We start from the raw sequence: 14969 nt of genomic DNA on the forward strand, positions 1-14969 counted from the left end.
CGCCAGTCGAAGGTAATATTTGCAACGGTTTCAGCGGCAATCAGCAACCAAGTTCGATGGCGACGCGGTTAGCGATGCGCGCCAGCCTTTCCGCCCAGATTGCCTGCCCTTGCGGGTGACATATCTGGTCCTGCCTCACCTCGACACCAAGATAGGGCCGCCCCTCCGCCTCGGCATGGCGGTTCATCGTGTAATTGAGCAGCTGGCCGGAATAGGGCTGCTGGTCGCCCACCATCAGCCCTTCTGCCTCAAGCAGCGGAATGGCGATCCGCGCGGCGCGGTCGTCCTGGTTGTAAAGCACTCCCACCTGCCAGGGCCGCGCCTCCTCGGGATGGGATGAAAGTTGCGGCGTAAAACTGTGCAGGGAAAGGATAAGTCCTGGCGGGCAATCGTCCAGAACAGTGCCCAGTGCACGGTGATAGAGGTGGAAGAAGCGCTCCAGCCGTTCGAGGTGCCCGGCATGGTCGATGGCATTGCCGGGGATCGCGTGGCCGTCGCTGGCGATGGGAATGACGCCCGGCGCGTGCTCCTCGCGGTTGACGTCGCAGACCAGGCGGCTGACCGTGCACTGGAAGGCGGCAATGCCTGCGCGCTGCGCCATCAGTTCCCCCACCTCGCGCACCCCGATGTCCACCGCGATATGCTCGTCGAGCAGCGCCGGATCCACGCCCAGCGCGATATCCGCGGGCACATGGTTTGAGGCATGGTCCGAGACCACGAAAATGCCGCCAAAGCGCGGCGTGCCGAGAAGGCGCCAGGGATCCTCCATCACCGCAGCTTCCCGCCCATCTGCCACCAGGCCGGATGATCGCGGGCAATTGCGCCGGATGCTGCCTGCATGGCGTCATCGCTGTCGAACAGGGCAAAGCAGGTGGCACCCGAGCCCGACATGCGGACTAGCCAGGCCTGCGTTTGCCGCAGCGCCGAGAGCACTTCGGCAATGGCGGGGCAAAGCCGGATCGCCGGTTCTTCCAGGTCATTGCGCCCCTGCAGTGCGATGGTGCGCAAATCGCCCTCGGGCAGCGCGCCGCAATCGACCCCCTCCCAGCCCTTGAACACCGGACCGGTCGCCAGCGGCATGCGCGGGTTGACGAGCAGAACCGGCGTTCCGGCAAGGTCGTTCGCCACTTCTTCCAGCTGCGTGCCCGTTCCGCGACCCACGCAGGCCCGCGAGCGGACGCAGGCCGGAACATCGGCGCCCAGCCTGGCCGCCCGCTCATGCCAGTCCTCGGGAAGCCCCTGCTCGCGCTCGACAAGGCGGAACACCGCCCCGGCATCGGCAGATCCGCCGCCAAGCCCCGCGGCAACCGGGAGCCGCTTTTCCAGCGTCACCGCCCAACCGGTCGGGCGAGGCAGCGCCGTCAGCGCCTTTGCAACGATATTGCCAAAGGGATCAGAAAGTTCGCCGCCAAACTCGCCAAAGCACTTCAACTCGTCAACTGCGGACCTGCGGACCGAAAGTTCGTCCCCGAAATCACAGAAGGCGAATAGCGTTTCCAGCTCGTGATAGCCATCCTCGCGCCGCCTGCGGACATGCAGCGCGAGGTTGATCTTGGCATAGGCAGTTTCGGTGAGCGCCACGCGGCGCTCACATGTTCGGGTAGTTCGGCCCGCCGCCACCTTCGGGCGCCACCCATGTGATGTTGCCGTTGGGGTCCTTGATGTCGCAGGTCTTGCAGTGGACGCAGTTCTGCGCGTTGATCTGGTACTTGGGCTGGCCGTTCTCGTCGGTCAGCCATTCGTAAACGCCGGCCGGGCAATACCGCGTCGAGGGACCGGCATAGACGGCCAGCTCGCTCGACTTCTGCAGTTCCAGATCGGCCACCTTGAGATGGCAGGGCTGTTCTTCCTCGTGGTTGGTGAACGAGAAGGAAACGCTGGTCAGGCGATCGAAGCTGATCACCCCGTCGGGCTTGGGATAGTGGATCGGCTGGTACAGGTCGGCGCGCTGCAGCGTGGTCGAATCCGCGTGATGCTTCATCGGCTTGACCAGCGGCATCTTCAGGTAGCGCAGCCACATCTCGATACCGGCCAGCACGGTGCCCAGCATGTCGCCGTTGAACTTCGCCAGGATCGGTTCGGAGTTCTGGACGAGCTGAAGTTCCTTGGCGATCCAGCTGGAACGGACGGAATCTTCGTACTCGACAAGCGAATCCTGCTCACGCCCGGCGCCAATGGCGGCGGCAATGGCCTCGCCCGCCAGGATGCCGCTCTTCATCGCGGTATGGCTGCCCTTGATACGCGGCACGTTGACGAAACCTGCCGAGCAGCCGGCAAGGACGCCGCCGGGGAACGACAAGTGCGGCACAGCCTGCCAGCCGCCTTCGTTGATCGCGCGCGCGCCATAGGAAACGCGCTTGCCGCCTTCCAGGATGCTGCGGATTTCCGGGTGCTGCTTCCAGCGCTGGAATTCCTCGAACGGGAAGACATAGGGGTTGGCATAGTCCAGCGTGGTGACGAAGCCGAGAGCGACCTGGTTGTTCGCCTGGTGGTACAGGAAGCCGCCGCCGCCCGATCCGCTTTCCGAAAGCGGCCAGCCCTGCGTGTGCAGGACGCGGCCCGGAACGTGCTTTGCGGGATCGATATCCCACAGCTCCTTGATACCGATGCCGTACTTCTGCGGCTGGCAATCACGTTCAAGATCGTACTTGGCTTTCAGCCGCTTGGTCAGATGACCTCGCGCACCTTCGCAAAAGACGGTGTACTTGGCGAGCAGGTTCATGCCGGCCATGAAATCGGGCTTGGGATTGCCTTCGCGGTCCACGCCCATGTCGCCGGTCTGCACGCCGATCACGGCGCCGTTGTCGTCGTAAAGGATTTCGGCAGCCGGGAATCCGGGGAAGATTTCCACGCCCAGTTCCTCGGCCTTGCCGGCCAGCCAGCGGCACAGGTTGCCCAGCGAACCGGTGTAATTGCCATCGTTCGACATGAAGGGTGGCATGACCATGTGCGGGATCGGCATCTTGCCGGTCGGCGTCAGCCACCAGTGCCAGTTGTCGGTCACGGGCGTTTCTGCCATCGGGCAACCGTCTTCGCGCCAGTCGGGCAGCAGCTCGTCAAGCGCCTTGGGATCCACGACCGCACCCGAAAGGATGTGCGCTCCGATCTCCGAGCCCTTTTCAAGGATACAGACCGAAAGGTCGGCATTCACCTGCTTGAGGCGGATCGCCGTTGCGAGGCCCGCCGGGCCGCCGCCAACGATCACCACGTCATAGGGCATCGATTCGCGTTCGATCATCGTAGTTTCCCGTATTTCACCCCGCATAAGGCGCGGTTTGCAGCCTTGCGCCTTGATTGCTGCGCCGAGGCAGGTCAAGGGTCAAGGCAATGCAAGGCGGCTCTCAACAGACTCTGGCAGGCGATATCGCGTCAGCAATAGCCTGGTGGCGCGACGCCGGGGTGGATTGCGCCTTCACCGACGAGCCCAATGCCTGGATCGCACCGCCCGAACCGGTGGTCGATACGCCGGCTGATAATCCGGCGAGACCAGCGGCATACGCACCTCCGCCACCGCCCCCCCTGCCCCGGATCGGCGGCGATAGCGCCGGCTGGCCGCAGGAGCTTAAGGCCTTCCGGCAATGGTGGCTGGAAGAACCCTCGCTTGACAGCGCAGAGGCGGCCGATCGCATCGTCCCGCGCGGAGCGGCAGGGGCCAGCCTGATGATCCTGGTCGAACAGCCGGATGCCCTGACACAGGGACCGCAGGCACGGCTGCTTGCCTCGATGCTCGCGGCCATGGGCAAGAGTGCTGACGAGGTTTACCTGAGCGCCGTTTTCGTGCGTCCCACGCCGGTGCCCGATTGGGCCACGCTCGAAAAGGCGGGCCTAGGCGAGCTTACCCGCCACCACGTACACCTCGCCGCGCCCGAACGGCTGATCGTGTTCGGGGGCAACATCCTGCCGCTGCTTGGCCACGACCCGGCGCAAAGCGCTCAAAGTTTACACGCTTTTAACCATGAGGGCCGGACAATCCCGCTGCTCGCGGCCCATGGCCTCGATGCGCTTGTCCGCCCGAACGCCAAGGCCGCGTTCTGGCGGCGCTGGCTGGAATGGACTGGGGACTGACCCGAGTGACGAATTTCAGGACGATATTGCTGGCCGGCGCGACGTGCCTTGGCGTTCTGGGCACCGCCATGCCCGCGCAGGCAAACAGCGCCGCGATCGAATACTTCCGTAACCGCGCAGACCGCACTGCGGTTCCCAGCCTGCTGAGCGCGGACGAGCGCAGCTATTACACCGACCTGTTCGCCGCGATCGACAAGGCGGACTGGGCGAAGGTGCAGGCGATGCTGGCGCAAAAGCCGGATGGCCCGCTGCACCTCGTCGCCAAGGCCGAATATTACCTCGACGCGAAGAGCCCGAAGATCGACCTTGCCACGCTCGATGCCTGGCTGGCGCAGGGCACCACCCTGCCCTCGGCCGAACAGATCGCCTCGCTGGCGGCGCGGCGCGGATCGGTTGCCGTGCCCCAGCTGCCCGGCGCACAGCCCTTCGTCAGCCTGCCTTCAAGCCCCAAGCGCCTGCGCCCGCGGCCGACCAATGACGGCACCATGCCGGCCTCGATCGCCGCGGGGATCGAAGCCAAGATCAAGGCCGATGATCCGGCTGGCGCGCGCGTGCTGCTCGACGGGATCGACGCCACGCTAAGCCCCAACGCGCGGGCCGAATGGCGCACCCGCATCGCCTGGTCGTTCTACATCGAGAATGACGATGCCACCGCCTATGCCCTTGCCCAGACCGCTGCCGATGGCGCGGGGCCGTGGGTTGCGGAAGGCCAGTGGACGGCCGGCCTTGCCGCCTGGCGGATGAACGATTGCCAGGGTGCCGCCGATGCCTTCAGCAAGGCTGCGGCACTGGCGGAGAACTCCGAACTGAAGAGCGCCGCCTATTACTGGCAGAGCCGCGCCCATGTTCGCTGCCGCCAGCCGGAACAGGCCTCTGCCCCGCTGCGCCTTGCCGCCACGCGCGACGAGACGCTCTACGGCATGCTCGCGGCCGAGCAGCTGGGGCTGAAGATCCCCGAAACCCACGCCGGGGCCGATTTCAGCCAGGCCGACTGGCAGAAGCTGCGCGATGTTCCCAACGTCCGCACGGCCGTGGCGCTTGCCGAAATCGGCCGCGACGGACTGGCCGACGAAGTGCTGCGCCACCAGGCGCGGATCGGCGATCCTTCGCTTTACCAGCCGCTGACCCGCCTTGCGCGCGACCTTGGCCTGCCTTCGACCCAATTGTGGATGGCCTACAACGCGCCGCGCGGCGGCCAGCCCGAGCGCGCGATCCGATATCCCACGCCCAAGTGGACCCCGGCGACTGGCTGGCGCATCGATCCGGCGCTGGTCTATGCCCATACCTTGCAGGAATCGGTATTCCGCGCCCGCGTGGTCAGCCCGGCGGGAGCCAAGGGGCTGATGCAGATCATGCCCGCCGCCGCGAGGGACCGCTCGGCCGAACTGGGCATCCCCGGAAGCTCCGCCGACTTGGAAAAGCCGCAGGTCAACCTCGCCTTCGGGCAGGCGCACTTGCAGATGCTGAAGAACCAGCCCGGCACGCAGGGCCTGCTGCCCAAGGTGATGGCGGCCTATAACGCGGGCATCCTGCCGATCTCGCGGTGGAACTCCGAGATCCGCGACAAGGGCGATCCGCTGCTGTGGATCGAATCCATCCCCTATTGGGAAACACGGGGCTATGTGAACATCGTCATGCGCAATTACTGGATGTACGAGCGGCAGGCCGGCGGCCCTTCGGAAAGCCGCATTGCGCTGACCCAGGGCCTCTGGCCCACCTTCCCCGGCCTCACCGGCAGCGAAGGGCTGCGCATGGCTTCGAACGGGGCGCTGATCCGTGGCCGTTGACCCGAGCCGGACCTTCAAGCCGGTCAACATCGCGCTGCTGACCGTTTCCGACACGCGCACCGCGGCGGACGATACATCGGGCGACCTCTTGGCGGAACGGATCAAGGCGGCGGGCCACGCCCTCGTCTTCCGCGCGATCGAGGTGGACGATGCCCAGCGCCTTGTCGCGCGGATCAGCAACTGGCTGGATGACCGTTCGGTCGATGTCATCATCACCACCGGCGGCACCGGCCTGACCGGCCGCGACGTGACGCCCGAGGCGCTCGAGCGCATCCGCACCTCGAACGAGGGCAAGGACATTCCCGGTTTCGGCGAGCTGTTCCGCTGGATTTCCTATGGCACCATCGGCACGTCCACCGTGCAGAGCCGCGCCATGGCGATTGTCGCGCGGGGCAAGTACATCTTCGCCCTGCCCGGATCGAACGGCGCGGTGAAGGATGGCTGGGACGGCATCCTTGCCGAACAGCTCGACAGCCGCAACCGGCCCTGCAACTTCGTCGAACTGATGCCCCGGCTGAAGGAAGTTTGACACGACCGGCCGCAAGGCGGTTGCGGTATCGTTCCGCTTCTGTTCTCATTATGCAATGTCCTCAACCGCTCCGATTCGCGGTCGCGGCGCGCAATTTGCCGCGGTTCCGCAGCGTTTCGGCCTTGCCGCGCGCGAGGCGGATGGCGACTGGCTGGACGAGCGCCAGGCCATTGACGGAGAGCCGCAGCGCCTGCGCACCCGGGTGACGGAGGAACGGGCCCGCTCGATCATCACCCGCAACACCTCGCCCGACATTCCCTTCGACCGCTCGATCAATGCCTATCGCGGCTGCGAGCATGGCTGCATCTATTGCTTCGCCCGCCCCAGCCACGCCTATCACGATCTCTCGCCGGGGTTGGATTTCGAGACGAAGCTGTTTGCCAAGCCCGATGCAGCCCGGCTGCTGCGCGCGGAACTGGGGCGCAAGGGGTATCGCCCCGCGCCGATTGCCATGGGGACCAATACCGATCCCTACCAGCCGATCGAAGCGCGCTTTCGCATCACGCGCGCGATCCTCGAAGTCTGCCTCGAAGCGCACCATCCGGTGACGATCACCACCAAGAGCGACCGGGTGCTGCGCGATCTGGATCTACTCTCCCAACTGGCGGCGCGGAACCTGGTTGCCGTCGGCGTTTCGGTGACGAGCCTCGATCCCCGCCTGTCCCGCCTGCTGGAACCGCGCGCCGCTGCCCCGGCGAAACGGCTGGAGGCGCTGGGCCGGCTGGTCGATGCCGGCATCCCCGCCCACGTTTCGATCGCACCTGTCATCCCCTCGATCACCGATGCCTTCATCGAGGGCATCCTTGAAGGTGCCGCGAGCCGGGGCGTGCGCTCGGCAAGCTGGATCATGCTGCGCCTGCCGCACGAAGTGGCGCCGCTGTTCCGCGAATGGCTGGACATTCACTACCCGGAGCGCGCCGGCAAGGTCATGTCCATCGTCCAGTCGGTGCGCAACGGGCGCGACAACGATCCCTCGTTCTTCAGCCGGATGAAGCCCAATGGCCCCTGGGCCGACCTGTTCCGCACCCGCTTTCGCCTCGCCTGCAAGCGGCTAGAAATGAACGCGGTGGAGCTGAAACTGGACTGCGCGCAATTCGTGCCGCCCGAAACCGGCGGGCAGCTGCGCCTGATCTAGAGAGGAACTTCGCATCGGCCGAGGCGTTGAAGCTTCCGGATTCTCCAGCGGAGCAAGCAGATGGACGATGAACGCATTACCTCGGTTTCCGACGATGGCTCGACCCATACGACCGTGACGCGCAGTTCGGGGGGCGGCTGGATGATCGGCCTTATTGCGATCCTGCTCCTGGGGGTGGCGATCTATTTCTTCGCCATTCAGTCCGACAGCACGGCAGATCGCAATCGCGCCGTAAGCGAGGCGGCGAAGGATGTCGGCGATGCCGCGCGCAACGTGGGTGATGCCGCCAAGGACGCGGCGGACGAACTCAAGAAGCAGTAACGCTCAGCCCTCGCCGTATCGCACCAGCCGGCTATCCAGCACGGCGGCGGTGCGGTGCGGCACGACCTCTTCCTTGTAATGGGGATCGGTGACCATCGCCAGGAAGGCGTTGGCGCTGGGGAAACCCATGACGAAAACGCGGTCCCATTCGAACTGCGCGGGGCCGGTGATGACCCCTTCGAACCGCCCTTCCCAGATCATGCCGCCGCCCAACGCATGGATCACCGGCACCAGCCGGGTGAAGTATTCGGCAAAGGCGCGCTCCCCACTCCAGCCCAGTGCGGCGCAGGCGTGACCTTCGGGATAGGCGGCAGATTCGCGATAGCGGATCAGGTTGAGCAACTGGATCGGCCTGTCGCGCGGCAGGGCCTTGAAAGCGGCGAAGTTCTCGCGGTCCGGGTTGACGTAGCAGGTCATGCGGTGATCACGCGACCAGCCGCAGGTGGGCGGATCCGCGCCGCGCGCTGAGCGAGATATTGCTCACCCCGTCGATCGAGGACAGGCGATCGACCAGTTCGGAATCGAGCTGGAAATCGCGGCCCAGCCGAAGGATTGGCTCCTTGCTGCCACCGGTACGCAGCACGGCCAGGACCTCGCCCGTTGCCTCGGCATGGCGCGGCAGCAGCAGGGCCAGGTCGGAGATCGCCTCCACCCGGTCCACCTCGAGCCGCAGTTCCATGCGCGCCGCCTGGCGCACTTCCGAGAGCGGCTGGGCGCTGCGCACGGTGACGCGCGGGGGCTCGTCAGGGCTTGGCGCGTCAAGTTCCACCTGCAGCAGGATGCAGGTGCCCTCGCGCGACCAGTCCACGAAGCTCTGCACAAGCGATTCCTCGAAGCACGAGGCAGAGAACTGGCCCGACGAATCGGAGAAATCGGCCATGACGAAGTCCTTGCCGCGCTTGGTCTTGCGCCGCTGCACCCCTTCCACCATCGCTGCCATGGTTGCCGCCAGCCGCCCGCCACCGGGCACCCCGCTCTGCATCAGGCTGGCATAGGTCCGCGCGCCATTGGCGCTTGCGATGGTGCGCCATTGCTCGACCGGATGGGCGGCGAAATAGAAGCCGAAGTTCTCGCGCTCCTTGGCCATCTGCTCGGCGCGCGTCCACGGCTCGACCTCGGCAAGGCGAACCGCCTGATCGGCATGGTCATCGCCGCCGAACAGCGCCGCCTGCCCCGAATTGCGGCTGCGTTCCGCCTCGTCGGCAATCGCCAGCAGCATATCGGCATTGGCCAGCACCTTGGCCCGGTTGGGCTCAAGCTCGTCAAAGGCCCCGGCGGCGGCGAGCCCTTCCAGCTGGCGACGGTTCATCGAGCCATAGGGCGCGCGGCGGAACAGGTCCTCCAGGCTGGTGAAGCGGCCATTCGCCTCGCGCTCGGCAACGATGGCGTCCATGGCCTTTTCGCCGACATTGCGGATTCCGGCCATGCCATAGCGCACGGCCAGGCCTTCATCGGTTTCATCGACCGAAAATTCGGCCTCGGACCGGTTGATGTCCGGCCCGGCCAGTTCCAGCCCGTTGCGGCGCATATCGTCGACGAACACGGCCAGCTTTTCCGACTGGTGCATGTCGAAGCACATCGAAGCGGCATAGAACTCGTGCGGGTAATGCGTCTTCATCCACGCCGTCTGGTAGGCGAGAAGCGCATAGGCGGCGGCGTGCGACTTGTTGAAGCCATAGCCGGCGAACTTGTCGATCAGGTCGAACAGTTCGTTGGCCTTGGCCTTGTCGATCCCCGACACTTCCTTGCAGCCATCGACGAAGCGCTGGCGCTGGGCATCCATTTCCGCCTGCACCTTCTTGCCCATGGCGCGGCGCAGCAGGTCGGCATCGCCAAGCGAGTAGCCGGCAAGGATCTGCGCCGCCTGCATCACCTGTTCCTGGTAGACGAAGATGCCGTAGGTTTCGGAAAGGATGCCGGCCAGCTTCTCGTGCGGGTATTCGATCTGCTCCAGCCCGTTCTTGCGGCGGCCGAACAGCGGGATGTTGTCCATCGGGCCCGGGCGATAGAGCGAGACGAGCGCGATGATGTCACCGAAATTGGTCGGCTTCACCGCGGCAAGCGTGCGTCGCATGCCTTCCGATTCCAGCTGGAACACGCCCACCGTATCGCCGCGCTGCAGCAGCTGGTAGACTTCCGCATCTTCCCAGCTGAGCGCGCCCAGATCGATGGTGATGCCGCGCCGGGCCAGGAGATCCACCGCCTTGCGCAGGACCGAAAGCGTCTTGAGGCCGAGGAAGTCGAACTTGATGAGGCCGGTATCCTCGACATATTTCATGTCGAACTGGGTAACCGGCATGTCCGAGCGCGGATCGCGATAGAGCGGGATCAGCTGCGCCAGCGGGCGATCCCCGATCACCACGCCGGCTGCGTGGGTGGAGCTGTTGCGCGGCAGGCCTTCCAGCTGCATCGCCAGGTCAACAAGGCGCTTCACCTCGTTGTCGTTATCATATTCGCGCCGGAACTCCGCCGCGCCGTTCAGGGCCCGCGGCAGGGGCCAGGGGTCGGTCGGGTGGTTGGGCACCATCTTGCACAGCCGGTCCACCTGGCCATAGCTCATCTGCAGGATGCGGCCGGTATCGCGCAGCACGGCGCGCGCCTTCATCTTGCCGAAGGTGATGATCTGCGCCACGTGATCGTGGCCGTATTTCTGCTGCACATAGCGGATCACCTCGCCGCGCCGGGTTTCGCAGAAGTCGATGTCGAAGTCCGGCATGGAAACGCGTTCCGGGTTGAGGAAGCGTTCGAACAGCAGGCCAAGCTTGAGCGGATCGAGATCGGTGATGGTCAGCGACCAGGCGACCAGCGAGCCTGCGCCCGATCCGCGCCCCGGCCCCACTGGAATGTCGTTTTCCTTGGCCCACTTGATGAAGTCGGCAACGATCAGGAAGTAGCCGGCAAAGCCCATGCCGTTGATGACATTGGTTTCGAAATCGAGCCGGTCGAAATAGGCCTGCCGTTCGGCCGGGTCCATTTCGCCATAGGGTTCCAGCCGCTTTTCCAGTCCGCGCCGCGCGTCCTCCACCAGCATGGCCGCCTCGCCTTCCTTGTCGCCGGCAAGGCTGGGCAGCAGCGCCTTGCGCTTGGGCGGCATGAAGGCGCAGCGCTGGGCAATGACCAGCGTGTTGGCAAGCCCCTCGGGCAGGTCGGCGAACAGTTCGCGCATCATCGGCTCGCTCTTCACCCAGGCTTCGCGGCTGGATCGCGGGCGGTCGGCAGCGTCGATGTGGGTCGAATTGGCGATGCACAGCATGGCATCGTGCGCGGCGTAGAAATGCGGCTCGGCATAATTTGCCGGATTGGTCGCGACGAGCGGCAGGGCGCGGGCATAGGCAAGGTCGATCAGCGCATCCTCGGCCCCTTCCTCCACCTGGTCGTTGCGGCGCGAAATCTCGATGTAGAGACGCCCGGGGAACAGGCGCTCCAGCCGCTCGCACAGGGCCTCGGCATCGTCCTTGCGCCCGTCTGCCAGCAGGCGGGCCAGCGCCCCTTCCCCGCCGCCGGTCAGGGCGATCAGGCCTTCGCCATGCCCTTCAAGGTCCGCCATGGTGACATGCGGATCGCGTTCCAGCGGCCGGTCGAGATGGGCGCGGCTGACGAGGTGGCACAGGTTGTTCCAGCCGGTTTCGTTCTGGGCGAACAGCGCCAGCCAGTCGATCGTCTTGCCATCGCCCCGGCAGACTCCCAGGAACGTGCCGATGATCGGCTGGACGCCCTGTTCCTTGCAGGCCGATGCGAAGGACATCGCGCCATAAAGCCCGTTGCGATCGCACATGGCGATGGCGGGGAAGCCGCGCTCTTTCGCCAGCTTGGCGATGGCCTTGGGATCGATGGCGCCATCGAGCATCGTGTAGCTGGAAAAGACCCGCAGCGGAACGAAGGGAGCAAAGGACGCCATGGTTTCACTATGGGCCTGCACGCTCCCGGTTCAAGGCGCAGGGAACCAAAGCCTTGGGGAAAAACTTGCATTCGCGGCGCGATGTGTTGTGATGCGCCATCGGCAAGGCCCGCGGGCCTGCTCCCCTTCAGCGAGGAGACGACGATGAACGACCTGTCCGGAACCCCCAGCAGCGGCAGTTCACTGGTTGCCCGGGCCAAGGCGATCCTGACCCGGCCCAACGAGGAATGGCCCAGGATCGCGGCCGAAAGCACGAGCATTGCCGAGGTTGCCCGGGGCTATGCCTTGCCGCTCATCCTTATCGGCCCGATCGCCAGCTTCATCGGCTTGCAGGTTTTCGGGCTGAACCTGGTGTTCACCACCTACCGCCCCAGCCTCGGCGCGGGACTGACCATCGCCATGACCAGCCTGGTCGGCGCGGTGATCGCGGTTGGCGTGCTGACGCTGGTTGCCGAGCTGCTTGCGCCCCGGTTCGATGGCGTGGCCGACCGGACGGCGGCTTTCAAGCTGGTTGCCTATTCGATGACCGCCGGTTGGGTGGCAAGCGCGCTCTCCATCATCCCCGCACTTGCCGGTATCGGCGGCCTTCTGGGGCTTTACGGGTTCTACCTGTTCTATGCCGGGGCAACGCCCATGCTGAAGGTGCCGAAGGACAAGGCGGTGATCTTCACCGTCGTTGCCGTGGTCTGCGCCATCGTGATCAACATCGTGATCAATTCGCTGACCGGCGCCCTGCTGCGCCCGCCAACGCCCACGCCTTACCTCTAGGAGGTCAGAGCAGCGCCTCGATATCGGCGGCAATCGCCGCAGGCTTGGCCGTGGGCGCATAGCGGCGCACGACCTTGCCATCGCGGCCGATGAGGAACTTGGTGAAGTTCCACTTGATCTTCCTGGTGCCAAACAGGCCCGGAGCCTCGTCCTTCAGCCAGGTGTAGAGCGGGATTTCCCCCGGCCCGTTCACCTCCACCTTGGCCATCAGCGGAAAGCTGAGGCCGAAGTTGACCTTGCAGAACTGGTCGATCTCGTCGGCCGATCCCGGCTCCTGCGCGCCGAACTGGTTGCAGGGAAAGGCGATCACCTCGAACCCGCGCTCGCCATATTTGCGCCACAGCGCCTCAAGCCCGTCATACTGCGGGGTGAAGCCGCACTTACTGGCGGTGTTGACCACCAGCAGCACCTTGCCCAGCTTGTCGGCCAGGTTCACCTCGGTGCCGTTGGGCAGGCGGGCGGAGAAATCGGCAATCGTCGTCATTCGAGCACTCCGTCATGCAGGCGGACAACGCGGTCCATGGCATAGGCCAGCCGCTCGTTATGTGTGGCAACAACCGCGGCGCTGCCATGTTCGCGCACCAGCCGGACGAATTCGGCCAGCACCTTGTCCGCCGTGCTTTCATCGAGGTTGCCGGTGGGTTCGTCAGCCAGCACCAGCGCCGGGCGATTGGCCAGCGCACGGGCCACGGCAACGCGCTGCTGCTCGCCCCCCGAAAGCTTGCTTGGGCGGTGATCGAGCCGCTCGGCCAGTCCCAGCACGCCAAGCAGTTCCTTCGCCCGCTCCTCGCACTCGGCGCGCGACTTGCCGGCGATCATCTGCGGAATCACAACGTTCTCCAGCGCCGAGAAATCGGGCAGCAGGTGGTGGAACTGGTAGACGAAGCCAAGGTGATCGCGGCGCAGCGCCGTGCGGGCATCACCATCAAGGGTGGAAGCGTCGTTGCCGGCGATGGAAATCCGGCCGCCGAAGCCGCCTTCCAGCAGCCCGATTGCCTGCAGCATGGTGGACTTGCCCGAGCCCGACGGGCCCAGCAGGGCAACGATTTCGCCCTGCCGCACTTCAAGGTCCACGCCCTTCAGCACGTCGATCCGCACCCCGCCCTGCTCGAAGCTGCGGGTCAGTTTCTCAAGGCGGACAACCGGTTCATTCATAGCGCAGCACCTGCACGGGATCGGTGCTCGCCGCGCGATATGCGGGGTAGAGCGTGGCAAGGAAGCTGAGCCCGATGGCCAGCGCGGCAATGGCGATGACTTCCATCGGATCGGTCCGGGCGGGAAGCTCGGTCAGGAAGCGGATCTTGGGGTCCCACAGCGATTGCCCGGTCACCAGTTCCAGCCCCTTCACGATGGGCTGGCGGAAGATCAGGATCAGGAAGCCCAGCACGAGGCCCGAAAGCGCGCCCACCGTGCCGACCACGGTTCCCGCCGTCACGAAGGTACGCAGCATGGATTTGCGCGTTGCCCCCATGGTGCGCATGATCGCGATATCGCGCGACTTGGTGTGGACCATCATGGCAAGCGAGGAGAGGATGTTGAACGCGGCGACGAGGACGATCAGCGAAAGCGCGAAGAACATGGCGACACGCTCAACCTGGATCGCCTCGAACAGGCCGGAATTGATCGTCTTCCAGTCCGAGACGACCGCCTGCCCTTCCAGCCGGATGGCGACGGGTTCCAGCGTTTCGGCGGCCTTGTCGGCATCCTCGGTCTTCACCTCGATCATGCCGATGGAATCGCCGGTAAGCAGCAGGGTCTGCGCATCCTGCATCGGCATGACGACAAAGCGCTCGTCATAATCGTAGATGCCGATTTCGAAGATTGCGTCGACCCGGTAGGCAATCTCGCGCGGGACGGTGCCGAAGGGCGTGGAGCGGCCCTGCGGGTTGATGATGGTGATCGTATCGCCCACCCGAGCGCCGAGGTTTTCGGCCAGACGGGCACCGATGGCGACGGCACCTGCATCCGGCACCAGCCCGGCCAGGTCGCCATCGACGACCTTGGGCTTGATCTTGGCGATGTCTTCCTGCGTGTTGCCGCGCAGCAGGATTGCCTCGACCCGTCCGTTGAAGGTGGTGAGCAGCGGCTGCTCGATCAGCGGCGAAGCCTCGGTCACGCCGGGGGTGGCCTTCACCTGCTTGAGCACGTCCTGCCAGTTTTCCAGCCGCCCGCCATAGGCCTGGACGATGGCGTGGCCATTAAGCCCGACGATCTTGTCCACCAGTTCGGCGCGAAAGCCGTTCATCACGCTCATCACCACGATCAGCAGCGCGACCGAGAGCATGACGACGATGACGCCGATCGAGGCGACCAGCGCGATCATCCGCTCTCCCTTGCCGGGCAGCATATAGCGCTTGGCGATCATCCATTCGAAGGGGGAGAGGATCAAGCTGGCACTCTTCTTCAACGGCGGGGTGTGCGGCGTTTACGGCGCTCGTCCGGCAAGGGCAATGGCGAAGGGCAAAC

Annotated in this window: 14 protein-coding genes; 6 read left to right on the top strand and 8 right to left on the bottom strand. The window is 65.3% G+C overall.

What is annotated here, in order from left to right; genetic code table 11:
- Positions 1 to 40 precede the first annotated feature (40 nt).
- The 3 genes from C0V78_RS04555 to C0V78_RS04565 are packed head-to-tail and all read right to left on the bottom strand — an operon-like array spanning position 41 to position 3238.
- Positions 41 to 769 carry an N-formylglutamate amidohydrolase gene (locus C0V78_RS04555; RefSeq protein WP_101798197.1) on the bottom strand — a complete coding sequence of 243 codons (729 nt, stop codon included), beginning with the start codon at positions 767 to 769 and terminating at the stop codon, positions 41 to 43.
- Positions 769 to 1581, bottom strand: a complete 813-nt coding sequence (locus tag C0V78_RS04560; RefSeq protein WP_101796636.1) for a 4-(cytidine 5'-diphospho)-2-C-methyl-D-erythritol kinase — start codon at positions 1579 to 1581, stop codon at positions 769 to 771. Before C0V78_RS04560 ends, C0V78_RS04555 begins: the two co-directional genes overlap by 1 nt.
- A gap of 7 nt (positions 1582 to 1588) precedes the next feature.
- Positions 1589 to 3238: an electron transfer flavoprotein-ubiquinone oxidoreductase gene (locus C0V78_RS04565; protein WP_101796637.1), complete on the bottom strand. Its 1650-nt coding sequence runs from the start codon at positions 3236 to 3238 to the stop codon at positions 1589 to 1591.
- 89 nt (positions 3239 to 3327) lie between these two features.
- Here C0V78_RS04565 and C0V78_RS04570 point away from each other — a divergent pair, with 89 nt between their 5' ends.
- From C0V78_RS04570 to C0V78_RS04590, 5 genes are all read left to right on the top strand, one after another.
- Entirely contained in the window at positions 3328 to 4065 is a 738-nt protein-coding gene (locus tag C0V78_RS04570) for a hypothetical protein (protein ID WP_101796638.1), read from the top strand.
- A 68-nt stretch (positions 4066 to 4133) separates the two neighbouring features.
- Positions 4134 to 5852 carry a lytic transglycosylase domain-containing protein gene (locus C0V78_RS04575; protein WP_254049927.1) on the top strand — a complete coding sequence of 573 codons (1719 nt, stop codon included), beginning with the start codon at positions 4134 to 4136 and terminating at the stop codon, positions 5850 to 5852.
- Positions 5842 to 6381 (top strand): molybdenum cofactor biosynthesis protein B, encoded by a 540-nt coding sequence (gene moaB, locus C0V78_RS04580; RefSeq protein WP_101796640.1) that lies wholly within the window; start codon positions 5842 to 5844, stop codon positions 6379 to 6381. Before C0V78_RS04575 ends, moaB begins: the two co-directional genes overlap by 11 nt.
- A 55-nt stretch (positions 6382 to 6436) precedes the next feature.
- Positions 6437 to 7516: a PA0069 family radical SAM protein gene (locus C0V78_RS04585; RefSeq protein WP_101796641.1), complete on the top strand. Its 1080-nt coding sequence runs from the start codon at positions 6437 to 6439 to the stop codon at positions 7514 to 7516.
- Positions 7517 to 7576: 60 nt separating this feature from the next.
- Positions 7577 to 7837: a hypothetical protein gene (locus C0V78_RS04590; RefSeq protein WP_101796642.1), complete on the top strand. Its 261-nt coding sequence runs from the start codon at positions 7577 to 7579 to the stop codon at positions 7835 to 7837.
- Positions 7838 to 7840: 3 nt separating this feature from the next.
- Here C0V78_RS04590 and C0V78_RS04595 read toward each other — a convergent pair whose 3' ends face one another.
- The gene (locus tag C0V78_RS04595) at positions 7841 to 8254 is read right to left on the bottom strand and encodes a DUF1330 domain-containing protein (protein WP_101796643.1); all 414 of its coding nucleotides are present in this window, start codon (positions 8252 to 8254) and stop codon (positions 7841 to 7843) included.
- Between the two features lie 7 nt (positions 8255 to 8261).
- Positions 8262 to 11735, bottom strand: coding sequence for a DNA polymerase III subunit alpha (dnaE, locus tag C0V78_RS04600; protein WP_101796644.1), 3474 nt, complete (start codon positions 11733 to 11735; stop codon positions 8262 to 8264).
- A 144-nt stretch (positions 11736 to 11879) separates the two neighbouring features.
- On the opposite strand from dnaE, the gene C0V78_RS04605 reads away from it, so the two are divergent.
- Entirely contained in the window at positions 11880 to 12503 is a 624-nt protein-coding gene (locus C0V78_RS04605) for a Yip1 family protein (protein ID WP_158241463.1), read from the top strand.
- A 4-nt stretch (positions 12504 to 12507) separates the two neighbouring features.
- On the opposite strand, the gene C0V78_RS04610 is transcribed toward C0V78_RS04605, so the two are convergent.
- The 3 genes from C0V78_RS04610 to C0V78_RS04620 are packed head-to-tail and all read right to left on the bottom strand — an operon-like array spanning position 12508 to position 14892.
- Positions 12508 to 12987 carry a glutathione peroxidase gene (locus C0V78_RS04610; protein WP_101796646.1) on the bottom strand — a complete coding sequence of 160 codons (480 nt, stop codon included), beginning with the start codon at positions 12985 to 12987 and terminating at the stop codon, positions 12508 to 12510.
- Positions 12984 to 13658 carry an ABC transporter ATP-binding protein gene (locus tag C0V78_RS04615; protein ID WP_101796647.1) on the bottom strand — a complete coding sequence of 225 codons (675 nt, stop codon included), beginning with the start codon at positions 13656 to 13658 and terminating at the stop codon, positions 12984 to 12986. The genes C0V78_RS04610 and C0V78_RS04615 overlap by 4 nt, the downstream gene beginning before the upstream one ends.
- On the bottom strand, positions 13651 to 14892 hold the full coding sequence (locus C0V78_RS04620) for a lipoprotein-releasing ABC transporter permease subunit (RefSeq protein ID WP_101798198.1): 1242 nt from the start codon (positions 14890 to 14892) through the stop codon (positions 13651 to 13653). Before C0V78_RS04620 ends, C0V78_RS04615 begins: the two co-directional genes overlap by 8 nt.
- Positions 14893 to 14969: the final 77 nt, after the last annotated feature.

Origin of the sequence: Novosphingobium sp. TH158 (genome assembly GCF_002855555.1) — a bacterium.
Taxonomy (GTDB): Bacteria; Pseudomonadota; Alphaproteobacteria; order Sphingomonadales; family Sphingomonadaceae; genus Novosphingobium.